Origin of the sequence: Sphingopyxis italica (assembly GCF_011926545.1) — a bacterium.
In the GTDB taxonomy this organism is placed as follows: domain Bacteria; phylum Pseudomonadota; class Alphaproteobacteria; order Sphingomonadales; family Sphingomonadaceae; genus Sphingopyxis; species Sphingopyxis italica.
On record NZ_JAATIT010000002.1, the window covers coordinates 437,358 to 458,772 of the forward strand.

Genomic DNA, 21,415 nt, shown 5'->3' on the forward strand with positions numbered 1-21,415 from the left:
CCCTAAGCTTCTTCGCCGTCTTTTACTAGGTCCAGTTCGTCCATCGCTTCCTCGAAAGCGAGGTCGACCGGATCGAGCAGCCCTGCCGCACGCAAATCATCGATTCCCGGCAGATCCTTGCGGCTGGTGAGGCCGAAATGTTGCAGGAAAGCGTCGGTCGTCTTGTAGATCAGCGGCCGTCCCGGAACTTCGCGGCGTCCGGCGGGCATGACCCATTCGGCCTCCATCAGCACGTCGAGCGTTCCCTTCGACGTCTGGACGCCCCGGATCGCCTCGATTTCGGCGCGGCTGACGGGTTCGTGATAGGCGATGATCGCCAGCACCTCAGCGGCGGCGCGCGACAATTTGCGCGGATCGTCGCGTTCGCGGCGCAAGAGATGCGCGAGGTCGGCGGGCGTCTGAAAATGCCAATGTCCGCCGCGTTCGACGAGTTCGATCCCGCTGCCCGCATGGCGCCGCGCGATGGCCTCGATGATCGCCTTCACCTGTCCGGGGGTCATTTCGTCGCCAAGACGCCCGGCGACCTGCCGCGCGTCGAGCGGTTCGTCGCTGGCGAACAGCATCGCCTCTATCGCGCGTTCGAGATCGTCGATCATGCTCGATGCTCCGCAGGTGCCACTTTCAGATAGAGCGGCTCGAACGCGCCTTCCTGCTTCAGCTCGACGCGTCCCTGCCGCGCCAGCTCGAGCGCGGCGACGAAACTCGATGCGATCGCCGAGCGGCGCAGCGGACCGTCATAGTCGCCCGGCAGGAAATCGGCGAGTTCGGCCCAGTCGAGCTTCACCCCAAGCATCCGCTGAAGATGATGCAGCGCGGCGTCGAGCGTGATCACCGGGCGGCGCGACACCATATGCACGACGGGTTCGGAGCGCAGCTTGACCTGCCCATAGGCGGCAAGAAGGTCATAGAGACTCGCATCCCACCGCCGCAGCTTGATGTCGCGCAGCCCCTCGGGTTTGGCGCGCAGGAAGACGTCGCGGCCGATCCTGTCGCGTGCGAGCAGCCGCGCGGCCGCGTCGCGCATCGCCGCGAGCCGCTGGAGGCGGAGTTGCAGCCGCAGCGCCAGCTCGTCAGGCGACGGATCCTCGAGCGGATCCTTCGGCAGCAGCAGCGCCGATTTGAGGTAGGCGAGCCACGCCGCCATCACGAGATAATCGGCCGCGACCTCCAGCTTCAGTTCGCGCGCCTCGGCGATGAAGGTCAGATATTGCTCGACGAGCGCAAGAATCGAAATCTGCTTGAGGTCGACCTTCTGGTTGCGCGCCAGCGTCAGTAGCAGATCAAGCGGGCCCTCCCAGCTTTCGAGCGACAGTTGCAACGCGTCGTCGCGCTCGGGCGCCGCCGGCACGATCTCGAAATCGAGCGGCAGCGCCTCCATCGGCGGATCAGGCCGTCGCCAGCAGCGCGTCGCGCTGATCGACGAGCGTCGCGAATTCGCGGCCGTCGCTGTCGCCCGCAATCCGGTCCATCGCGCCCTCCAACCGCGCGCGCGATACGGTGCTGATCGGGTCCAGCGCATTGGCGATGCCGATCATGTCGTCCATCTTCCCCCAGCAATTGAGCGCGATGTCGCACCCCGCAGCAATCGCGTCGGCGGCGCGCGACGGCACATCGCCCGACAGCGCCTTCATGTCGAGGTCGTCGGTCATCAGCAAGCCGTGGAAACCGATGCGCTGGCGAATGACGCTGTCGATGACGACCGGCGACAGCGTCGCGGGCCGGTCGGGGTCCCATGCCTCGAAAATGACGTGGCAGGTCATCGCCATCGCCGCGTCGCGCAGCGCCGCGAAGGGCGCGAGATCGGTCTGCAATTCGCGATCCGCCGCCGTAACCGTGGGCAGCGCCTCATGCGTGTCGAGCAGGGCGCGGCCGTGGCCGGGGATATGTTTGACGATGCCGACGACGCCGCCCGCCTGCAATCCGCCGAGGATCGCACGGCCCAGCGCCGCGACGCGCATCGGCTCGCTGCCGAGCGCACGGTCGCCGATGACGTCGCTCGCACCCGGCTGGCGGACGTCGAGGAGCGGCAAGCAGTCGACGGTGATACCCACTTCGGCGAGCATGATAGCGAGCGCCATCGCGTTGAGCCGTGCCGCTTCGATCGCGCTGGCGGGCGCGCGATCATACAGCGCGTCGAACGCCGCCCCGCTTGGGAAAAGCGGCCATTCGGGCGATTTCATGCGTGCCACACGCCCGCCCTCCTGATCGATCAGGATCGGCAGGTCGGTGCGGCCGTCGAGAGCGCGAAGCTCGTCGGTGAGGCGCCGCAACTGCTCGCGGTTCTCGATATTGCGCCCGAACAATATATAGCCCGCCGGGTCGCTATCGCGGAAAAAGGCGCGCTCATCGTCGGTGAGGGTCGGGCCCGACAGGCCGAAAATAGCGGGTATCATCGTCGATCAACCTCCATCGGCCGCCGCCCCCTCAGGCCGCGACCAGGGCATCAACATGCCACAGCGACAGGATCGCACCAACGGAGTCTGCGGCCAAGCGGGCCGAATCAGCGGACGACGACGCAATTTTCACCGGCTACGCGCAATTTTCCGCACAAATTCGAAGCATTGGCGGACGTTCCTGCCGACACGCGCAAGCGATAGACGGTGCCGTCGCCGACCTTCGCCGGCGAAATCGATCGATTGAGCTCGGCCAGATAGGCAAAACGCTTCGACAGGTTGGTCCATGCCTTCGCCGCCGCCCCTTCGCTGCTGAAGGCGCCGAGCTGGATCATCGCCGTACCCGATGCGGGCGGCTCCGGCTTGGTATCGGCTGTCTTGACCGGCGCGGCCGGCTTCGACTTTTCCTGGGGAGCAGCCTTCGGCGGGGCCGCCTTTCCGGATGCCTTCTTCGCCGCAGCCTCGCGTTCAGCCAGCGTCACGGCGGGTTCCTCGGGCATTCGCGCCGGATCGACCTTGCCCGCCGGCTCGGCCCCTTCGCTGGCGGAAAAGGCGACATCGCCCTCGCCTTCAAATGTCCTCGCGCCGTCATTCGCCGGCGCCACCTTGTAATCGCCCTGCTGCGCGACGATCAACTCACCGTTGCCGCGCGCGCCGCCATTCTGGATCCACCACAAGCCGCCGAGCACGGCCCCGATCAACAGCAGCCCGCCAAGGACCATGACAAGCAGGCGCACGGGCGAAACCTCGCCCTCTTCCTCGAACCCGTCGGCCGCTTCGAGCCAGGGAAGCCGGTCCTCGTCCTCGAGACCAAGCCCTGTATCGCCCTGCCCCGCATCCTTGCCCTCGGCCATCAATTCATCTCCTCGAGCGCCTCAACCCCCATCAGGAAGAGCCCGTTGCGGATAACCTGCCCGATTCCGTCGGCCAAATAAAGCCGCGTCGCAGTCAGTTCGGGGTCATTGTCGAGCACGATCCGCGCCGACGGGTCGTCGTTGCCGAGATTATACCAGGCATGGAACGCCGCGGCGACATCGGCCAGATAGAAGGCGATCCGGTGCGGCTCGCGCGCCGACGCCGCCGCTTCGACGGTGCGCGGAAATTGCGCGAGGAGCTTGATCAACCCCAATTCATGCGCGCCCAACCGCGCCGGGGCCGGCGAAGGCAGGTCGATCCCGGCATCGGCGGCCTTTTTGCGCAGGCGCGAAATCCGGGCGTTGGCATATTGCAGATACCAGACGGGATTGTCGCGCGACGCCTCGACCACCTTGGCGAAGTCGAAGTCCATCTGCGCGTCGGCCTTGCGCGTCAGCATGGTGAAACGCACCGCATCCTTGCCGACCTCGTCGACGACGTCGGCGAGCGTCACGAAATTGCCCGCGCGCTTCGACATCTTGAACGGCTCGCCATTTTTGAGCAGGCGGACCATCTGCACCAGCTTGACGTCAAAACGGGTCTTGCCGTCGGTCAGCGCGGCGACCGCGGCCTTGATCCGCTTGACGGTGCCGGCATGGTCGGCGCCCCAGATGTCGATCAGTTCGTCGGCATTCTGGCTCTTTTGAAAGTGATAGGCGAGGTCGGCGCCGAAATAGGTCCAGCTGCCGTCCGACTTCTTGATCGGACGGTCCTGATCGTCGCCGAACCGCGTCGAGCGGAACAGCGGCAGCTCGACCGGCTCCCAGTCTTCGGGCGTTTCGCCCTTCGGCGCTTCGAGCAGGCCGTCATAGACGAGATCATGGTCGCGCAGCCATTTTTCGGCCGCAGCCGGCTTGCCCTCGGCCTGCAGTTCGGCTTCCGAGGAGAAGAGGTCGTGATGGATGCCGAGCTTGGCGAGATCTTCGCGGATCATGTCCATCATCGCACTGACCGCCTCGGCGCGGAACAGGCCGAGCCACGCGCTTTCGGGCGCGCCGACGAAGCGTTCGCCATGTTCGGCCGCGAGCTTGCCGGCAACCGGCTTCAGATAATCGCCGGGGTAAAGTCCTTCGGGGATCGCGCCGATGTCTTCGCCGAGCGCCTCGCGATACCGCATGTGAACCGAGCGCGCGAGCACGTCGACCTGCGCGCCGGCGTCGTTGACATAATATTCGCGGATCACCCCGTGCCCCGCATATTCGAGCAGCGCGGCGAGCGCGTCGCCGACCACCGCACCACGGCAATGGCCCACGTGCATCGGGCCTGTGGGATTAGCGGAAACATATTCGACGTTGACGGACCGCCCTTGCCCCATCGTCGACCGCCCATAATCGCCGCCTTCGCTGAAGATCAGCGCCAGTTCGTCGCGCCAGCTGTCGTCGACGAGGCGCAGGTTGATGAAACCGGGGCCGGCTACGCTCGCCTCGGTCACCTCATCGAGCTTGCCGAGCTCGGCGGCAAGCAGATCGGCGAGCGCGCGCGGGTTCATTCCCGCTGGTTTGGCGAGCACCATGGCGGCATTGGTCGCGACATCGCCATGCGCCGGGTCGCGCGGCGGCTCGACGCTGATCGCGCTGCGATCGAGGCCGTCCGGCAGGGCATTGCGGGCGGCAAGCGCGTCGAGCGCGGCACCGATATGATCGGAAAAACGGCTGAACAGGGTCACAGGGCTTGGCCTATCTTGGATCGGAGAAAGTCTTGCGCGCCCTAACGCAGCTTGGGGCACGCGAAAAGCCCTGCGTCACCGGGCGGCGCGCAGGGCGTGAAGAGGCGAACGGCGCCGCTGCGCCGCCGCGAGACCTATCGTCGGACGTTATATTCGAGCTGGTCCTGCGTCAGCTGGAAGCCGACGAGCAGCTCGAAACTGGCGCGTTGCACCGCGGCGCGCACTTCGGGCAGGCTCAGCGGATCGATCGCCGCGTCCTGATCTCCCGGCTTGCGCTTGCGGGTGATGCGTTCCTGAATATCGGCGGGAAGCGTCGCGGCGGCGCGGTCGACGTAGGCCGAAGCCTGTCCGCGTCCCGTGCCGCGCACCTGCCCCTCGGCAAAAGTCACGGCGACATTGCCGAGCCGCTTCGCGACCACCGCGGTGCCGCCCTGCAGCACCGTGGCATAATAGGGCAGCGTCACGGTGCGCGCGGGTCCAGCCTCGCGCCGCGTCGCGACGACATCGAAGCTCGCAAGCTGATAGACTTTCTCGCCCTCCTCGTTGCACTGCGGCGTGACGTTGGTGATGGCGGCGACGACGTCGACCGCGCTCGCGTCGCGGCTCGTCGCTGGGTCGAACATCGTGATATCGCCGGTGTGCAGCGGCACGGCGACCGCCGGACAGGCGCTGCGCGTCGCGGTGATGCCGACGCCGCCCGCAACGGCGATTTCATTGTCCTTCGCGCAGCCCGCCGCCGTCGCCATGGCTGCCGTGCCGCACAGCACGGTCAGAAACTTACGCGACGGGAACGAAATGGACATCATGATAATCGAGCTTTCCAAACAGGCGCACGGACAGGTGCCGGGACGATTGATCCCGTTTCATGCGCGCCGCTTCTTATCGGTGCGATGAACGCGGCGCAACAAAGAGAACGTCAAAAGGAAACGACCGGGGGAACGGGGACGAAGCGGCTTTACCCCATGGGACTTGCTGCGCTAGAGCGCGCGCACCATGAACGCTCCCCACCCGAGCCCCCCGGCGCAAGGCCGCGAAGCGGCAGAACTCAAGGTTTTGATCGCCGCGCCGCGCGGCTTCTGCGCCGGCGTCGATCGCGCGATCCGCATCGTCGAGCTCGCGCTGCGGAAATATGGCGCGCCGGTCTATGTCCGGCACGAGATCGTGCACAACCGCTATGTCGTTGACTCGCTAAAGGCGATGGGCGCCATTTTCGTCGAATCGCTCGATCAGGTCCCCGACGGCGTGCCGGTCGTGTTCAGCGCGCATGGCGTGCCCAAGGCGGTTCCGGCAAAGGCCGAACTGCGCGGGCTCGACTATATCGACGCCACCTGTCCTTTGGTGTCGAAGGTGCACCGCCAGGCCGAACGCGCGCATGACGCGGGACGCCATATCGTCTTTGTCGGACACGCGGGCCATCCCGAAGTCGTCGGGACACTGGGACAGCTGCCCGATGGCGCGATGACGCTGGTGGAATCAGTCGACGATGTCGCCGCGCTGGCACCGTCCGATCCCGCGATGCTGTCCTATCTGACGCAGACGACGCTGTCGGTCGACGACACGCGCGACATCATCTCGGCGCTTCAGCACCGCTTCCCCGCGATCAGCGGACCACGCGGCGAGGACATCTGCTACGCCACCTCCAACCGTCAGGACGCGGTGAAAGCGATCGCGGGCCAGTGCGACCGCATGATCGTGATCGGTGCGCCCAACAGCTCGAACAGCCTGCGGCTTGTCGAGGTCGCCGAGCGGCTCGGCACCCCCGCCCATCTTGTCCAGCGCGGCAGCGACATTGATCCGGCGTGGCTCGAAGATATTGCAACGCTCGGCATCACCGCCGGCGCCAGCGCGCCGGAAACGCTGGTTCGCGAGGTAATCGACGCCGTTGCCGCGGTTCGGACGGTCGTCGAAGACGTCGTCGTCACCGCCGAAGAGCATATGATCTTCAAGCTGCCGCGCGGGCTCGAAGCCGCCTAATGGCCGTCTACACCCACGTCGAACCCGACGATCTTGCGGCGCTGGTGGCGCGTTACGACATCGGCACCGTCGTCTCGTGCAAGGGCATTGCCGAGGGGGTCGAGAATAGCAACTTCCTTCTCGAAACCACCGGCGGTCGCTTCATCCTGACGCTCTATGAAAAGCGCGTCAGCGAAGGCGATCTGCCGTTTTTCGTCGACCTGCTCGACCATCTCGCGAGCCGGAACTGCCCGGTTCCGGCCATGATCCGTGATCGCGAGGGCGACGCCATTCAGCAGGTTTCGGGACGTTCGGCCTGCGTCATCCAGTTTCTTCAAGGCATTTCTCTGACCCAGCCGACGCCGGGCCAGTGCGAAGCCGCCGGCGCGGCGCTCGGCGCGATGCACCGCGCGCTCGAAACCTATGCCGGTGCGCGCGAAAACAGCATGGGCCGCCATCATTGGCGCGCCGTGGCGGAGGGCGCGGGGAATCTCGATGCCGTGCTCCCCGGGCTCCAGGCGATCGTCGATGACGAGCTTCGCCAACTCGACGCGCACTGGCCGAGCGATTTGCCCGCGCATGTCATCCATGCCGACCTCTTCCCCGACAATGTCCTGATGCTTGGCGACCGCGTCACCGGGCTGATCGACTTCTATTTCGCCGCGAGCGATTTTCGCGCCTATGACCTTGTCATCACCCATGCGTCATGGGCCTTTTCGGCCGACGGCAAAGAGTGCGATCCGGCGCGCGCACGCGCGCTGATGCGCGGCTATGCAGGTGAAATATCGTTGACAGAGGCAGAGATCGCCGCACTCCCCCTGCTCGCGCGCGGCGCTTCGCTTCGCTTCCTGCTCACGCGCGCGCATGACTGGATCCATACGCCTCCCGACGCGCTCGTCACGCGCAAGGATCCCTCGCCCTTCCTCGCCCGCCTGCAACGCTACAGCACGCCCGACGCCGCCGAATTGTTCGCAGTCGCATGACGACAAGCACCGGCAAGACCGTGATCGTCGCCACGGACGGCGCGTGCAAGGGCAACCCCGGCCCCGGCGGCTGGGGTGCCGTGCTGCGCTGGGGCGACGTCGTGAAGACCTTGTCGGGGGGCGAGCCCGACACGACGAACAACCGCATGGAATTGATGGCCGCGATCGAGGCGCTCGCCGCGCTCAAACGCAGCTGCAACGTCGAATTGTCGACCGACAGCGTCTATGTCCGCGACGGCATCACCAAATGGGTCTTCGGCTGGCAGAAGAATGGTTGGAAAACGGCAGCCAAGAAGCCTGTCGCCAACGCCGACCTGTGGCAGCGCCTCGTCAAGGAAAACGCGCGGCACCAGGTCGAATGGATCTGGGTCAAGGGCCATGCGGGCCACGGCGACAATGAGCTCGCCGACCAGCTTGCCAGCGATGCGGCGCTCGAAGTCGCGCGGGCGCGCAGGGCGCCCGCGCGCTAAGGATCACTCGGCCTCGCGGACTTCTGCGCCGGGGCCGTTCTTCAGGATCGACTCGATGGCATTTTGCGCGGACGCTTTGCTGCTATAACCTTCGGTCCAGAAGATCGGCTCGCTATTATACTTGAAATAGGCGACAAATTCGCCGGCCTTGTTCTTCTTGATCTCGAAATAATGGGCCATGCCATCCTCCACAGTCGCGCCGCGCCGGGGGTGGCGGGCTAAACCTATGTTAATTCGTTCGTTTCGCCGCGCAAGGCAAGATCGGCTCAAGCGAAGCGCGCGGGCGCGAACGGCAAGGGGTCGACCCGTCCGATCGCACCGGGGGGTGTCGGCGCCCCCAGTTGCGCCGCCAGCAGCCCGGAAATCGCCGGCGCGGTCTGGATGCCGAAGCCCCCCTGCCCAGCGCACCAGACGAACCGTCCTTCATCGCGATCGGGGCCAAAAACGGGGATGCGGTCGGGCGCGAAGCTGCGCAAGCCCGCCCATTTCCGCTCTACCGCCGCCACCGGCCAGTCGACGACCGATTGCAGCCGCTCGATCGCGATGGCGACATCCATCTCGTCGGGGGCGGCATCATGGGCCTCGGTCAGGGTTTCGTCGTGCGGGCTCAGCCACACGCGTCCCACGCTTTCGCCCTTGAAATAAAACTCGCCCCCGACGTGGATCACCAGCGGCAGTTCGGCCGGAACCGCAACGCCGAGGCGAAGCTGAAGCACCGTCCGCCGATACGGCTGGATTCCGAGCGGCGCGACGCCGCAAGCGGCCGCGACCTCGTCCGCCCATGCGCCGGCGGCGTTGACGATCACCGACGCGCCGATCTCCTCCGCGCCTAGCTGGACCCTCCACCCGTCCTCGATGCGGCGGGCGCGGCGCAGTGGCGCGCGGGTGACCAGCGCGGCGCCGGCGCGTTTCGCCGCACGAAGATAGGCGGCGTGAAGGCCGCCGACGTCGATGTCCCGGCATGCGGCTTCATAGGCCGCTTTGCTCCATTCGGGGCGCAGACCAGGGATTTTCGCGGCGACGGCCGCCCCCGACATGCGCTCGACATCGACGCCCTTCGCCTGAAACTCGGCGGCGAACGCGTCGACCGCCGCCGCTTCGGACGCCTGCCCGATCGTCAACGCCGTGCGCGGCGACAGAAAGCCATGGGTCGAAAACTCGGGATCGGGGCTCAGCAACGTCTCCAGCGAGGCCAGCGTCAGGGGCTGCACCCGCGCCCCGCCATAGGTTTCGTGCCAGAATGCCGCCGACCGGCCCGTCGCGTGATAGCCGGGCGCATCCTCGGCCTCGGCCAGCACGACGCGGCGCCAGGGCGCAAGCGCGGCCGCCAGGCTCGCGCCGGCGATCCCGGCGCCGACGATCAGCACATCGGTGGCGGAGGGCGGCCGGTCGGTCATGGCCCGCCGCATATCGGTTGGGCCGCGGAATGCAAGCCGCCGCTTCGCGCGGAAACATGGTTACGCTTTGGTAAGCCATGTTGCGTAGAGCGGGTTCGATGGATAGCGGCGCGATCTCGCTCGGCCTGATGGTCATTCTCGGCCTGCTGATGATTGCCGCGGCGATCAGCGACATCCGGTCGCGAACGATTTCGAACGAGCTCAACGCCGCGATGGCGCTGCTCGCGATCCCCTTCTGGATCGCCTCCGGCCTCGCGCTCTGGCCCGACCTCCCGATCCAGTTCGGATCGGCCTTTCTGGTCTTCCTGCTCTTCGCGGGCCTGTTCGCGATCGGCGCGATGGGCGGCGGCGACGTGAAAATGATCGGTGCGGTGATGCTGTGGATCCCGCTGCCGCTGTTCCTGCCGATGCTGATGATCATGGCTATCGGCGGCGGCATCCTGTCCGCGGCGATGCTTATCCACATGAAATTGCGCCCTTCGGACAAGATGGCCGAGGTGCCCTATGGGGTCGCGATCGCGGCTGCGGGCCTCTGGGCGCTTCACCAACACTATCTTAACCAGTTTCAGGCTATCGGATGACCTGAGGGAAAAGCACGACCGTCTCTGGTGGGTGCAGGAGGGCGACAACTCGTCATGGATACGCGAAAGATTATGCTGATCGTCGGCGCGCTGGTGATTGCCATCGGCGCGGCATTCGGGGTTAACCAGATGTTGCGCGGCGCCGCCGCGCCGTCGGCGCGAGCCGCCGCGGCGCCGGAAATCACCGGTCCGATGATCCTCGTCGCGACGCGGCCGCTGCCGGTCGGCACGATCATCGGCCCCGACAGCTTCCGGTTTCAGCCGTGGCCGAAGGAATTGGTCGAGCAGGCCTATTTCATGAAGGACAAGACCGACGTCAACACGCTGCTCGGCACCGTGGTGCGGCATGCGATCACCGCCGGGCAGCCGCTCACGCAGGGCGCTCTGGTTCATCCCGACGACCGCGGCTTCCTCGCCGCGGCGCTTGGTCCGGGGATGCGCGCGGTCACGGTCAAGGTTTCGCGCGAAGAGGGCGTCGGCGGCTTCGTCTTTCCGGGCGACCGCGTCGACGTCGTGCTCGCACAGCAGCTCTCGGTCGATACCGAAAATTCATCCTATCCGGACAAGGAATTATATACCGCCGAGACGATCATCCGCAACGTTCGTGTCCTGGCGACCGACCAGCGTTACAATGCCGAGGATGAGACCGGCAAGACGCCGGTGCGCACCTTCAGCTCGGTGACGCTCGAAGCGACGCCGGAGATCGCCGAGAAGATCGCGGTGGCGCAGGACATGGGCAAATTGTCGCTCGCGCTGCGTCCGCTCGCCGAAACCGCCGGCGAACTCGAGGCCGCGATCGCCTCCGGCGAGATCGACGTCCCGGCCGGCAGCGCCGCCGAGAAGAAGATGCTGGCTCAGGCCGCCGCGCGTCCGACGGCGAGCCGCTCGTCGGCGACGACCGGCGGCGACGTCTCGCGTTTCTGGGTCCCGGTGCGCGGCCGCGTCCGCGCGCCGAGCTCGCAGCCCGAGAACAAGGGCGGTTACGCACCATCCAGCGAGGGTCGCCAGGCGGCCGCGCCGACCGGTCCGGTCGTGCGCGTGACGCGCGGCGACAAGACGACCGAAGTTCCGGTTGGGGGTAAGTAAGATGAACAGCAAAGCTAATTTCAAGGCGGCGGCGCTCGCTCGCACCCTGGCCGTCGGCCTGGTGGCGGCCCCGCTCGCGGTGGCACCATCGCAGCCCGCCATCGCCCAGGCCGTCCAGAACGCCAACGGCAGCCTCGAACTGTCGGTGGGGCGCGGCCGCCTGGTCAGCCTTCCCGCCACCATGTCCGACGTCTTCGTCGCCAACGACGAGGTCGCCGACGTCCAGGTCCGCTCGGGCCGTCAGCTCTATGTCTTTGGCAAAAAGCCCGGCGAAACCAGCATCTACGCCACCGATTCCGGCGGCCGGGTCGTCTTTTCGACCGTCGCCCGCGTCGGCAACAATATCGAGACGATCGACCAGATGCTGGCGCTCGCGATGCCCGAAGCCAGCATTGTGCCGACCCCGATGAACGGCTTTGTGCTGCTCACCGGAACGGTCCGGTCGCCCGACGACGCCGCCGAAGCCGAACGGCTGGTTCAGGCCTTTGTCGGCGAGGAAACCAAGGTCCTCTCGCGCCTGCGCACCGCGACGCCCCTGCAGGTCAATCTGCAGGTTCGCATCGCCGAAGTGAACCGGTCGCTGGTCAAGGAAATCAGCGGGAACCTCCTGACCCGGGACACCGACGGTCCGCTTGGCAATGGCTTCCTTGGCGGGGTTTTCGGTGGCCGTCAGGCGGGCACGATCACGACCGATGCCAACGGCAACACCACCTATACGATCAACACGCCCGCCGGCACGCGCAGCCTCGCCGGTGCGGGCCGCCTGTTCGGCCTCGACCTGATTGCCTCGCTCGATATCGGCGAACGATCGGGTCTGGTCGCGACGCTGGCGCAGCCCAATCTGACCGCGATTTCGGGTGAAACCGCCGAATTCCTGGCGGGCGGCGAATTCCCGGTCCCGATCCCCGGCAATTTCGCGGGCACGACGATCGAATATCGCAAATATGGCGTCAGCCTCGCCTATACGCCGACCGTGCTGTCGAACGGGCGGATCAGCCTGCGCGTTCGCCCCGAAGTGTCCGAACTGTCGACCGAAGGCGCGATCGAGATGCAGGGTTTCCAGGTTCCCGCGCTGACGATCCGCCGCGCCGAAACGACGGTCGAACTCGGCTCGGGCGAAAGCTTCATGATCGCGGGGCTGCTGAACAACCGCTCGATCGGGGCGATCGACAAGATGCCCGGGCTCGGCGATGTGCCGCTGCTCGGCACGCTGTTCAAATCGGACAGCTTCCGCCGCGGCGAAACCGAACTCGTCATCGTCGTGACGCCCTATCTGGTCCAGCCGGTGTCGGCGAACGACATCAAGCTGCCGACCGATGCGTTCCAGGACACCCACGATCTGCAACGGCTGCTGCTCAACCAGACGAGCGACGGCGTGACCGGCGGCGACCGTCCCAAACCGCGGCTCGATACCGATGTCGGCGACGCCGATCGTCCGCGGGCCGCCGGAGGCAACGCCGCACCCGGTTTCAGCATCAAGTGACGTGCCGGATTTCAGGAGCAAAGTGATGAAGAAAATCGCAACTTGGACGGTCTTGGCATGCGCGACCTCGCTCGCCGGCTGCACCGGCGCCGCCTATAGCAACCGCAGCCTGGATTCGGTGCATCAGCCGGTGGTCCGCAACAACCTCTATCAATTCGACGTCGCGACCGCCAATGGCGAACTGCCGCCCAGCGAGCAGGGCCGCCTGCAAGGCTGGCTCGACGCGATGGGCGTTCGCTACGGCGACCGCATCGCGCTGGACGACCCGTCGGCTTACGGCGCATCGTCGGCGCAAGCGACCGTCCGCGCTATGGTCGAACGCCGCGGACTGTTGCTGAGCCGCGAAGCGCCGGTAACGACGGGCGCGGTTCCGGAAGGCTATCTGCGCGTCGTCGTGACGCGCGCGTCGGCCTCGGTTCCGGGATGCCCCAACTGGGACAGCAAGTCCTCCCTGAACCCGGTCAATGCGACCTCGTCCAACTATGGCTGCGCGACCAATGGCAACCTCGCCGCGATGGTCGCCGACCCCAATGATCTCATCAAGGGCACGCGCGACACGGGGCATGACCCGCTCGCAGCGACGCGCGCCATCCAGACTTATCGCACGAAGCCCCAGACCGGGGCGGGCGGACTGAACAAGGTATCAACCGGAGGTGGCCAGTGAACGCTCCTTTCAAATCGGCGGGACTGCGTGATCCCTTCAACGCCTTCGTCTGCGACGACGATACGCTGGAGCTGATCCGTGCGGCGGCGGGCGACATGGGCTGGCCGATCGAAAAGTGCAACAAGGGCGGGCTGCGCAACGCGGTGCAGTCGCTGTCGGTGTCCGCCAGCCCGAATATCCTGTTCGTCGACATGTCCGAATCGGGTGATCCGATCAACGATATCAACGCGCTGGCCGAAGTCTGCGAGCCTGGAACGGTCGTGATCGCCGCAGGCCAGGTCAACGACGTGCGCCTGTACCGCGACCTCTTGTCGAGCGGCATTCAGGACTATCTGCTGAAACCGCTGTCGCTCGAGCAAGTCCGCGAATCGCTGACCATGGCGCAGGCGATGCTGTCGGCTCCGAAACACGCGGACATGCACGACGACAAGCCGCACCATATGATGGGTATCGTCGGCGTTCGCGGCGGCGTGGGCGCCTCGCTGGTCGCGACGTCGCTCGCCTGGGCGATCAGCGAACAGGGCGACCGTCAGACGGCACTGCTCGATCTCGACGTTCATTTCGGAACGGGCGCGCTTACGCTCGACCTCGAACCCGGGCGCGGCCTGATCGATGCGATCGACAATCCGAGCCGCATCGACGGCCTGTTCATCGAGCGCGCGATGGTGCGCGCATCCGACAAGCTCAGCCTGCTGTCCGCCGAAGCCCCGATCCACCAGCCGGTGATGACCGATGGCTCCGCCTTTTTCCAGCTGGAGGAAGAGCTACGGGGCGCGTTCGAGATGACGATCGTCGACATCCCGCGCCAGGTGCTGATCCCTTTCCCGCACCTTGTGTCGGAAATGGGAACGATCCTGCTCGTCAGCGACGTGACGCTCGCCGCGGCGCGCGACACGATCCGGCTTCTGTCTTGGTTCAAGCAGAACATCCCCGGCGCGCGCGTGATCCTCGTCGCGAACAAGTTCCAGAGCGCGATCGGCGAGCTGTCGCGCAAGGAATTCGAATCGTCGATCGAGCGGCCGATCGACATCGTCATCCCGTTCGATCCAAAGCTCGTCGCGCAAGCGGCGAAGCTCGGGAAATCCTACGCTGAAACGTGCAAGGGCACCAAGTCGGCGCAGGTCTGGAACAATCTGATGCGCCTCGTCCTCGACGGTGCCGACGTCGATGCCGAAGACGTGCCGGTCGCCGCCGCGAAAGCCAAATCCGGCGGTTCGCTGCTCGGCAAGCTCGGTCTGGCCAAAAAGGGCGCGAAACAGGCGGCGTGAAGGCGTGCATGACGCGCCGTCACGATCTCCAGCGATAGAAGCGGACACCAGCTGACCATGAACTTGCCAGTCATCCTTATCGTCGCCGGGGCCATCCTGGCCTTCGCCCTCCTCGTCATTCTGGTCGGCGGGCCGTCGGCGGGCAAGGCGAAGACGCGGCGGCTGGCGATGGTCAAGGATCGTCATGCGGCTTCGACCGAAGCGGTTGTCGCGGCGCAGATGCGCAAGACGATCCAGTCGGGCCGCGCGGGCGACTCGTCGCTCACCAATCTGCTGCCGCGCCGCGAAGAGCTCGAGAAGCGGATTCGCCGGACCGGCAAGAATTGGACGCTGACGCAATATATGTTCGCGACGATGATCGTGTTCGTCGTCGCCACCGGCGCGATGCTCGTCGTCCGCGCGCCCGTTCTGATGGCGGGGCTCGTCGGGTTGCTGCTCAGCCTCGGCCTCCCCTATCTCGTCGTCGGCATGACGATCAAAAAGCGCGTCGCCGCTTTCAACAGCCGCTTTCCCGACGCGATCGACCTGCTCGTGCGCGGCCTCAAATCGGGTCTGCCGGTCACCGAAACATTTCAGGTGGTGAGCCAGGAACTCCCCGGTCCGGTCGGCGAGGAATTCAAGGGTGTCATCGAGCGCATCCGCATCGGCAACACCATGGAAGCCGCGTTGCAGGAATCGGCCGAGATGCTGGGTACGCCCGAATTCCAGTTCTTCTGCATCACGATCCAGATCCAGCGCGAAACCGGCGGCAATCTGGCTGAAACGCTGGCCAACCTGTCGGACGTCCTGCGCAAGCGGGCGCAGATGAAACTCAAGATCCGCGCGATGTCGTCGGAAGCCAAAGCGTCCGCTTATATCGTCGGCGCGCTGCCCTTTTTCGTGTTCGGCGTCGTCTGGACGGTGAACCCCAGCTATCTTGCGGGCTTTTTCGTCGAAGAACGGCTGATTATCGCCGGTATCGGCGGTCTGATCTGGATGAGCATCGGCGCCGGAATTATGGCCAAGATGATCAGCTTCGAAATCTGAGGGGCGGAAGACAGTGAACAGCAGCCTCCTTTTCTCCTCGGCCTTCTCGGGCGCGCAAAGCGGCCCGACCCTGCTCGGCATCGACGTCGTATGGGCCGGCACCATGCTGGCGGCGGTCGGCGTCTTCGCCGTGCTGTTCGCGATCTACAACACGCTGACCGTGCGCAATCCGATGACGAAGCGCGTCAAGGCGCTCAACGACCGCCGCGAACAGCTGAAAGCCGGCATCACCGCCTCGACCGCGAAGCGCCGCGCCCGGCTGGTCCGCAAGAACCAGACCGCGGACAAGATGCGCACCTTCCTCGGCAAGCTCCAGGTCCTTCAGGATAGTCAGATCAAGGAAGTCCAGCAAAAGCTGGCGCAGGCGGGTATCCGGTCGAAGGATCTCGCCGTCGCGGTGATTTTTGGCCGCATGGTGCTGCCGATCCTGTTCGGTGGGCTGGCCATCTTCCTGATCTACGGCATCGACATGTGGCCCAGCCTGACGTCGTTCAAACGCACGGCCTTCACCATGGGCGCGCTGATTCTCGGCTACAAGGCACCCGACCTCTTCGTCGACAATATGCGCCAGAAGCGGACCGACGCGATTCGCAAGGGTCTTCCCGATGCGCTCGACCTGCTCGTCATCTGCGCCGAGGCGGGCCTGACGGTCGACTCCGCTTTCGCCCGCGTGTCGAAGGAACTGGGCCGCGCCTATCCCGAGCTGGGCGAGGAATTCGCGCTGACGTCGATCGAGCTCGGCTTCCTGACCGAGCGGCGCCAGGCGTTCGAGAATTTCGCCTATCGTGTGAATCTGGAATCGGTAAAGGGCGTCGTTACGACGATGATCCAGACCGAAAAATACGGCACGCCGCTCGCCTCTGCGCTTCGCGTGCTGTCGGCCGAATTCCGCAACGAACGCATGATGCGCGCCGAGGAAAAGGCCGCGCGTCTGCCCGCGATCATGACGGTGCCGCTGATCCTGTTCATCCTGCCGGTGCTGTTCATCGTCATTCTGGGCCCGGCGGCCTGTTCGCTGAGCGACGCGATGTCGGGCGGCAGCTTCGGCGGCAAGGGCTGACGGCAACTCGCTCCGGTTAAAGAAAAGAGGGCGGAAGCGATTTCCGCCCTCTTCGCCGTCAGGCCACGCTCTGTTCGATCGCACCGAAGATGCTGTGGTGGCGTTCATCGTCCATCCAGATGCGGACCGTATCGCCCTTCTGCATGAACGGCGTCTTCGGTTCGCCCAGCCGGATCGTCTCGACCGTCCGCACTTCGGCAAGACAGCTATAGCCCAGCCCGCCTTCGCTGACCGGCTTGCCCGGACCGCCGTCGGCGTCGCGGTTCGATACGGTGCCCGACCCGATGATCGTGCCCGCGCCCAGGTCGCGCGTCTTTGCGGCATGGGCGATCAGCGCGCCGAAGTCGAACGTCATGTCGATCCCCGCGTCGGCGCGGCCCAGCGGTTCGCCGTTCAGGTCGACCGACAGCGTCCCGTGCAGCTTGCCGTCCTTCCAGCGATCGCCGAGCGCCTCGGACGTCACGAACACCGGCGACATCGCGCTCGACGGCTTCGACTGGAAAAAGCCGAAGCCTTTGGCGAGTTCGGCCGGGATCAGCCCGCGCAGCGACACATCGTTGGTGAGGCCGACGAGCAGAATCTTGTCGCGCGCCGCGACGGCGTCGATTCCCGCCGGCACGTCGCCGGTGACGACGACCACTTCGGCCTCCATGTCGCAGCCCCATGCGGGATCTCCAAGCGGGATCGGATCGCGGGGGGCCAGAAAGGCGTCGCTGCCACCCTGATACATCAGCGGGTCGTGCCAGAAGCTGTCGGGCATTTCGGCGCCGCGCGCCTGCCGGACGAGCGCGACGTGATTCACATAGGCGCTGCCGTCGGCCCATTGATAGGCGCGCGGCAGCGGCGATGCCGCGTCGCGTTCGTGGAACCGCTCCTTCGGAATCGCGTCATGGTTGAGGTCTTCGGCCAGCGCGGCGAGGCGCGGAGCGGCATAGGCCCAATTGTCGAGCGCCGCCTGCATCGTCGCCGCGATCTGGCCGGCGTCGGCATACCAGGCGAGATCGTCCGAAACGACGACCAGGCGGCCGTCGCGGCCCTTTTTGAGCGAAGCTAGTTTCACGAAAACTCCCATGTCTGACGATGCGGCTGAAACCGTCATCGCCTGTCGGGAAGCGATAATCAGCGCGACGTCGTGATCGATGCGAAACAGGTAAAGCCGCTCTGGCCTGCCTGCAAGCGCCGGATATACTGAAGATAGGCCTGCGACTGATTGTAGGTCGCACCGGGCAGCGTCTGACCACGGAACGCGCGTTTCACTTCCTCGCCGGTAAACGGCCGCGGCGATCCCGGAAACGCGCCTTTCGTCCCCGCCGGCACCAGCTTGCCCGCGCGGTCGATATATTGGCCCGCCGCCGTCGCACCGGGAACGGGAATCTCGCAGTTCATCACCGATACGGCGGTCTGAGCGAAAGCGGGTCGGATCGTCAGCGCGGCTGACACGCCGACGGCGCCCAGCGCCAGCATCCTGCGGCGCGACGGGACGGCTTCGTCCTTCATTTCGTCATCCATCTCGGGCGCGCCGGCGGGAATGTCGCTGTTTTCCATGGCCGGCGCATAACGCAATGAAGCGCCAAGGAAAAGCGAAAGACCGCCGGGTCCTGTCGGCTTCCCGCTTTGGCACAGCCTCCCTCAAAGCGTTAACGGTCGCAAAGCCGCTTGCGCCGATCCCCCGCTTCGTGCGACGCGGGCGGCGCATGTTCGATCGTCTCTCCAGCCTCGTCATCGCCCTGACGCTGGTCGTCATCGCGGCGATCTTTGCCGCGTTGACGGGCGGCGATCCCCTGTCGATCGCGCTGATGGCGGTGGCGGGTTTCGTTGCTGCCGGCACGGTTTACAGCGCCCTTCCCGCTTCCCTCACCGACGCGCAGGGCGCGGCGCCGTCGGCCGAAGCACCGCCCGTCTCGCTTCTACGCCACCCCGATTTCGCGCGCTGGGTCGATCAGGAAAAGGACCCGCTGCTCGGCGTCGCCGACAATATCGTCGCGATCGCCAATGATGCGGCGATCCGCCTGCTCGGCCGCCATATCGTCGGCGCCGACATACGCACCGCGATCCGCCACCCGGCGGCAGCCGAATGGCTCTCGCGCATCAACAGCAACGCCCCGCTCGAAACGATCAATCTCGTCGACTTTCCGCGGCCCGGCCAGCGCTGGACGATGCGCGTCGCGACGCTGTCGGGCGGACAGCGCATCGTCATGCTGTCGGACCATTCGGCGATCGACGCCGCCGACCGGATGCGATCGGATTTCGTCGCCAATGCGAGCCACGAGCTGCGCACGCCGCTCGCGGCGATCCTCGGCTATGTCGAAACGCTGCAGGACATGAACGGCGACGCCGATGCGCCGACACGCGGCCGCTTCCTGTCGATCATCCACCGCGAGGCCGGGCGGATGCAACAGCTCGTCATCGACCTGCTCTCGATCTCGCGTGTCGAGGCCGACCGTTTTCGCCGCCCGACGACGCCCGTCGACTTGGCTGCGATCGTCCAGACGTCGGTCGCGCAGCTTCGCGACAGCGAGCAGCCGCGTGCGAAGGACATCGCCTCAATATTGGGCGACACGCCGCAGCCGATGCTGGGCGACGGCGCGCAACTCGGGCAGCTTGCGCACAACATCATTTCCAACGCGATGAAATATGGCCATCCGGGAACGCCGGTCACGGTCGAGCTGGCGCGCGAGGGAAACCGCGTGCGGCTGTCGGTCAGCGACGAGAGCGACGGCATCGCGCCCGATCATCTGCCCCGCCTGACCGAACGTTTCTACCTCGTCGACGAGGCGCGTAGCCGCTCGGTCGGCGGCACCGGGCTCGGCCTCGCGATCGTCAAGCATATCAGCGAGCGCCACCAGGGCCAGCTCGACATCGAGAGCGAACTGGGCAAGGGAACGCGCGTGTCGGTGACCTTCCCGCTCGCCCTCTAGTCGATCGCGCCGAGCAGTTCGGAAATCCGCTCAAACATCTCGTCGATCTGCGGCTTTTCGACGATGAGCGGCGGCGACAGCGCGATGATGTCGCCGGTCGCGCGAACGAGCAGGCCATTGTCGAAACAGGCGTGGAACAGCTCCATCGCGCGCGCGGCCGGCGCGCCGGCGCGCGGCTCGAGCTCGATACCGGCGACGAGCCCGATGGTGCGGATGTCGATGACGTGCCGCCGCCCCTTCAGGCCGTGCGCGGCATCCTCCCAATAGCTCGCCAGTTCGCCCGCGCGGTCGAACAGACCATCGCGCGCATAAAGATCGAGCGTCGCGAGCCCCGCCGCGCTCGCCAGCGGGTGGCCCGAATAGGTATAGCCGTGGAACAGCTCGATTCCGCCCTCCACGCTGTCCAACACCGCATCGTGCAGTTCGCGCTTCACCGCGACCGCGCCCATCGGCACCGCGGCGTTGGTGAGCCCCTTCGCCATCGTGATGATGTCGGGCGTCACGCCCCACGCTTCCGACGCCGTCGCACCGCCGACGCGACCAAAGGCGGTGATCACCTCGTCGAAGATCAGGATGATGCCATGCTTGTCGCAAATCTCGCGCAGGCGCTGGAGATAGCCGACCGGCGGCACAAGCACGCCGGTCGAGCCCGCCATCGGCTCGACGATCACCGCGGCGATCGTCTCGGCACCGTGCAGGTCGACGAGCCGCTGGAGATCGTCGGCCAGCTCGGCGCCATGCTGCGGGAATCCGCGCGTGAAGGCGTTGCGTTCGATGTCGTGCGTGTGGCGGAGATGGTCAACGCCGGGCAGCCCGCCACCGAAGGCGCGGCGGTTGTGGACGAGCCCCCCGACGCTGATCCCGCCGAACCCGGTGCCGTGATAGCCGCGCTCGCGCCCGATCAGCCGCGTCCGCGTCCCCTGCCCCTTCGCGCGCTGGACGGCGAGCGCGATTTTCAGTGCCGTATCAACCGATTCGGAGCCACTATTGGTAAAGAATATTCGGTCCATTCCTTTGGGCATCAGGGCGGCGAGCCGCTGCGCCAGCTCGAACGGCAACGGATGACCGAGCTGAAAGGTCGGCGCGAAGTCGAGCGTCGCGGCGGCCTTCGCGATCGCTTCGCTGATCTCGGGACGGCAGTGCCCGGCGTTGCTGCACCAGAGGCCCGACGTCCCGTCGAGGATCTGCCGCCCGTCGGCGCTCTGGTAGAACATGCCGCTGGCGGACACGATCTGGCGCGGGTTCGCCTTGAACGCGCGGTTCGCGGTAAAAGGCATCCAGAAGGACGCCAGCTGGTCGTTGTCACCCCTCATCGCGAACCTGCTCCTGCCTACCCGTCATTGCGAGCGGAGCGAGGCAATCCAGGGCGGTTTACGCTGCTCTGGATTGCCAAGCGGCTTCGCCGCTCGCAATGACGAAGACAATCTGGCGGGTGACGTGACGACTGGCAATCGCGAAAATGGCCGATAAGGGCCCCACTGGCGCCGGCCCGCACTTCACGATAGGCTGTCCTTTCCACAAGCGGGCCGGCTCCTCGGCCCTATCGGGGGCG

Annotated in this window: 22 protein-coding genes; 11 read left to right on the forward strand and 11 right to left on the reverse strand. The window is 66.0% G+C overall.

Going from position 1 to position 21,415, the window contains the following annotated elements:
- Positions 1-2: 2 nt before the first annotated feature.
- The 6 genes from scpB to GGR90_RS09815 form a co-directional block, all read right to left on the reverse strand.
- On the reverse strand, positions 3-596 hold the full coding sequence (scpB, locus tag GGR90_RS09790; protein WP_167921246.1) for an SMC-Scp complex subunit ScpB: 594 nt from the start codon (positions 594-596) through the stop codon (positions 3-5).
- Complete coding sequence (locus GGR90_RS09795; RefSeq protein ID WP_167921247.1) at positions 593-1,378, reverse strand: segregation and condensation protein A; 786 nt, start codon at positions 1,376-1,378, stop codon at positions 593-595. The genes scpB and GGR90_RS09795 overlap by 4 nt, the downstream gene beginning before the upstream one ends.
- Before the next feature lie 7 nt (positions 1,379-1,385).
- Positions 1,386-2,393 carry a beta-N-acetylhexosaminidase gene (gene nagZ / locus GGR90_RS09800; RefSeq protein WP_167921248.1) on the reverse strand — a complete coding sequence of 336 codons (1,008 nt, stop codon included), beginning with the start codon at positions 2,391-2,393 and terminating at the stop codon, positions 1,386-1,388.
- A gap of 107 nt (positions 2,394-2,500) precedes the next feature.
- Entirely contained in the window at positions 2,501-3,247 is a 747-nt protein-coding gene (locus tag GGR90_RS09805; RefSeq protein ID WP_167921249.1) for an SPOR domain-containing protein, read from the reverse strand.
- Positions 3,247-4,974, reverse strand: a complete 1,728-nt coding sequence (argS, locus tag GGR90_RS09810; protein WP_167921250.1) for an arginine--tRNA ligase — start codon at positions 4,972-4,974, stop codon at positions 3,247-3,249. The genes GGR90_RS09805 and argS overlap by 1 nt, the downstream gene beginning before the upstream one ends.
- A gap of 134 nt (positions 4,975-5,108) precedes the next feature.
- Positions 5,109-5,780 (reverse strand): hypothetical protein, encoded by a 672-nt coding sequence (locus tag GGR90_RS09815; protein WP_167921251.1) that lies wholly within the window; start codon positions 5,778-5,780, stop codon positions 5,109-5,111.
- Between the two features lie 187 nt (positions 5,781-5,967).
- Between GGR90_RS09815 and ispH the strand changes: the two genes are divergently transcribed.
- Genes ispH through rnhA form a run of 3 tightly spaced genes read left to right on the forward strand, consistent with a single transcriptional unit; the run spans position 5,968 to position 8,380 of the window.
- Positions 5,968-6,948, forward strand: a complete 981-nt coding sequence (gene ispH, locus GGR90_RS09820; protein ID WP_167921252.1) for a 4-hydroxy-3-methylbut-2-enyl diphosphate reductase — start codon at positions 5,968-5,970, stop codon at positions 6,946-6,948.
- Complete coding sequence (gene thrB, locus GGR90_RS09825; RefSeq protein WP_167921253.1) at positions 6,948-7,910, forward strand: homoserine kinase; 963 nt, start codon at positions 6,948-6,950, stop codon at positions 7,908-7,910. Before ispH ends, thrB begins: the two co-directional genes overlap by 1 nt.
- Entirely contained in the window at positions 7,907-8,380 is a 474-nt protein-coding gene (gene rnhA, locus GGR90_RS09830; protein ID WP_167921254.1) for a ribonuclease HI, read from the forward strand. The genes thrB and rnhA overlap by 4 nt, the downstream gene beginning before the upstream one ends.
- A 3-nt stretch (positions 8,381-8,383) precedes the next feature.
- On the opposite strand, the gene GGR90_RS09835 is transcribed toward rnhA, so the two are convergent.
- Complete coding sequence (locus tag GGR90_RS09835) at positions 8,384-8,560, reverse strand: YegP family protein (protein WP_167921255.1); 177 nt, start codon at positions 8,558-8,560, stop codon at positions 8,384-8,386.
- An 86-nt stretch (positions 8,561-8,646) separates the two neighbouring features.
- Entirely contained in the window at positions 8,647-9,777 is a 1,131-nt protein-coding gene (locus tag GGR90_RS09840) for an NAD(P)/FAD-dependent oxidoreductase (protein ID WP_167921256.1), read from the reverse strand.
- A gap of 98 nt (positions 9,778-9,875) precedes the next feature.
- Here GGR90_RS09840 and GGR90_RS09845 point away from each other — a divergent pair, with 98 nt between their 5' ends.
- The 7 genes from GGR90_RS09845 (at position 9,876) to GGR90_RS09875 (ending at position 16,945) form a co-directional block, all read left to right on the forward strand.
- The gene (locus tag GGR90_RS09845; RefSeq protein WP_167921541.1) at positions 9,876-10,358 is read left to right on the forward strand and encodes an A24 family peptidase; all 483 of its coding nucleotides are present in this window, start codon (positions 9,876-9,878) and stop codon (positions 10,356-10,358) included.
- Positions 10,359-10,412: 54 nt separating this feature from the next.
- Positions 10,413-11,444 (forward strand): Flp pilus assembly protein CpaB, encoded by a 1,032-nt coding sequence (gene cpaB / locus GGR90_RS09850; protein WP_167921257.1) that lies wholly within the window; start codon positions 10,413-10,415, stop codon positions 11,442-11,444.
- A 1-nt stretch (position 11,445) separates the two neighbouring features.
- The gene (locus GGR90_RS09855; RefSeq protein ID WP_167921258.1) at positions 11,446-12,927 is read left to right on the forward strand and encodes a type II and III secretion system protein family protein; all 1,482 of its coding nucleotides are present in this window, start codon (positions 11,446-11,448) and stop codon (positions 12,925-12,927) included.
- 25 nt (positions 12,928-12,952) lie between these two features.
- Positions 12,953-13,591, forward strand: a complete 639-nt coding sequence (locus GGR90_RS09860) for a CpaD family pilus assembly protein (protein ID WP_167921259.1) — start codon at positions 12,953-12,955, stop codon at positions 13,589-13,591.
- Positions 13,588-14,859 carry a pilus assembly protein CpaE gene (locus tag GGR90_RS09865; protein ID WP_167921260.1) on the forward strand — a complete coding sequence of 424 codons (1,272 nt, stop codon included), beginning with the start codon at positions 13,588-13,590 and terminating at the stop codon, positions 14,857-14,859. Before GGR90_RS09860 ends, GGR90_RS09865 begins: the two co-directional genes overlap by 4 nt.
- Before the next feature lie 57 nt (positions 14,860-14,916).
- A complete protein-coding gene (locus tag GGR90_RS09870) occupies positions 14,917-15,885 on the forward strand; it encodes a type II secretion system F family protein (protein WP_167921261.1) in 969 nt (322 codons plus the stop codon).
- A gap of 103 nt (positions 15,886-15,988) precedes the next feature.
- The gene (locus GGR90_RS09875) at positions 15,989-16,945 is read left to right on the forward strand and encodes a type II secretion system F family protein (protein WP_167921542.1); all 957 of its coding nucleotides are present in this window, start codon (positions 15,989-15,991) and stop codon (positions 16,943-16,945) included.
- A 58-nt stretch (positions 16,946-17,003) separates the two neighbouring features.
- Here GGR90_RS09875 and GGR90_RS09880 read toward each other — a convergent pair whose 3' ends face one another.
- Both GGR90_RS09880 and GGR90_RS09885 read right to left on the reverse strand, forming a co-directional pair.
- Positions 17,004-18,005, reverse strand: coding sequence for a fumarylacetoacetate hydrolase family protein (locus GGR90_RS09880; protein ID WP_167921262.1), 1,002 nt, complete (start codon positions 18,003-18,005; stop codon positions 17,004-17,006).
- A 59-nt stretch (positions 18,006-18,064) separates the two neighbouring features.
- Positions 18,065-18,490, reverse strand: coding sequence for a hypothetical protein (locus GGR90_RS09885; RefSeq protein ID WP_167921263.1), 426 nt, complete (start codon positions 18,488-18,490; stop codon positions 18,065-18,067).
- A 149-nt stretch (positions 18,491-18,639) separates the two neighbouring features.
- Here GGR90_RS09885 and GGR90_RS09890 point away from each other — a divergent pair, with 149 nt between their 5' ends.
- The gene (locus GGR90_RS09890) at positions 18,640-19,863 is read left to right on the forward strand and encodes an ATP-binding protein (RefSeq protein WP_167921264.1); all 1,224 of its coding nucleotides are present in this window, start codon (positions 18,640-18,642) and stop codon (positions 19,861-19,863) included.
- Here the strand turns inward: GGR90_RS09890 and aptA are convergent.
- Entirely contained in the window at positions 19,860-21,176 is a 1,317-nt protein-coding gene (gene aptA, locus GGR90_RS09895) for an omega-aminotransferase AptA (protein ID WP_167921265.1), read from the reverse strand. The two genes, GGR90_RS09890 and aptA, sit on opposite strands and share 4 nt — an antisense overlap.
- Between the last annotated feature and the right edge of the window lie 239 nt (positions 21,177-21,415).

What these genes read in the sequence shown, in the direction of transcription:
- GGR90_RS09855 (WP_167921258.1), top strand. Translation starts at nt 11,446, where the DNA reads ATGAACAGCAAAGCTAATTTCAAGGCGGCGGCGCTCGCTCGCACCCTG.
- ispH (WP_167921252.1), top strand. Translation starts at nt 5,968, where the DNA reads ATGAACGCTCCCCACCCGAGCCCCCCGGCGCAAGGCCGCGAAGCGGCA.
- GGR90_RS09845 (WP_167921541.1), top strand. Translation starts at nt 9,876, where the DNA reads ATGGATAGCGGCGCGATCTCGCTCGGCCTGATGGTCATTCTCGGCCTG.
- GGR90_RS09805 (WP_167921249.1), bottom strand. Translation starts at nt 3,247, where the DNA reads ATGGCCGAGGGCAAGGATGCGGGGCAGGGCGATACAGGGCTTGGTCTC.
- GGR90_RS09885 (WP_167921263.1), bottom strand. Translation starts at nt 18,490, where the DNA reads ATGGAAAACAGCGACATTCCCGCCGGCGCGCCCGAGATGGATGACGAA.
- GGR90_RS09860 (WP_167921259.1), top strand. Translation starts at nt 12,953, where the DNA reads ATGAAGAAAATCGCAACTTGGACGGTCTTGGCATGCGCGACCTCGCTC.
- scpB (WP_167921246.1), bottom strand. Translation starts at nt 596, where the DNA reads ATGATCGACGATCTCGAACGCGCGATAGAGGCGATGCTGTTCGCCAGC.
- GGR90_RS09890 (WP_167921264.1), top strand. Translation starts at nt 18,640, where the DNA reads ATGTTCGATCGTCTCTCCAGCCTCGTCATCGCCCTGACGCTGGTCGTC.
- GGR90_RS09835 (WP_167921255.1), bottom strand. Translation starts at nt 8,560, where the DNA reads ATGGCCCATTATTTCGAGATCAAGAAGAACAAGGCCGGCGAATTTGTC.
- rnhA (WP_167921254.1), top strand. Translation starts at nt 7,907, where the DNA reads ATGACGACAAGCACCGGCAAGACCGTGATCGTCGCCACGGACGGCGCG.
- thrB (WP_167921253.1), top strand. Translation starts at nt 6,948, where the DNA reads ATGGCCGTCTACACCCACGTCGAACCCGACGATCTTGCGGCGCTGGTG.
- aptA (WP_167921265.1), bottom strand. Translation starts at nt 21,176, where the DNA reads ATGAGGGGTGACAACGACCAGCTGGCGTCCTTCTGGATGCCTTTTACC.
- GGR90_RS09875 (WP_167921542.1), top strand. Translation starts at nt 15,989, where the DNA reads ATGCTGGCGGCGGTCGGCGTCTTCGCCGTGCTGTTCGCGATCTACAAC.
- GGR90_RS09870 (WP_167921261.1), top strand. Translation starts at nt 14,917, where the DNA reads ATGAACTTGCCAGTCATCCTTATCGTCGCCGGGGCCATCCTGGCCTTC.
- nagZ (WP_167921248.1), bottom strand. Translation starts at nt 2,393, where the DNA reads ATGATACCCGCTATTTTCGGCCTGTCGGGCCCGACCCTCACCGACGAT.
- cpaB (WP_167921257.1), top strand. Translation starts at nt 10,413, where the DNA reads ATGGATACGCGAAAGATTATGCTGATCGTCGGCGCGCTGGTGATTGCC.
- GGR90_RS09840 (WP_167921256.1), bottom strand. Translation starts at nt 9,777, where the DNA reads ATGACCGACCGGCCGCCCTCCGCCACCGATGTGCTGATCGTCGGCGCC.
- GGR90_RS09815 (WP_167921251.1), bottom strand. Translation starts at nt 5,780, where the DNA reads ATGATGTCCATTTCGTTCCCGTCGCGTAAGTTTCTGACCGTGCTGTGC.
- GGR90_RS09795 (WP_167921247.1), bottom strand. Translation starts at nt 1,378, where the DNA reads ATGGAGGCGCTGCCGCTCGATTTCGAGATCGTGCCGGCGGCGCCCGAG.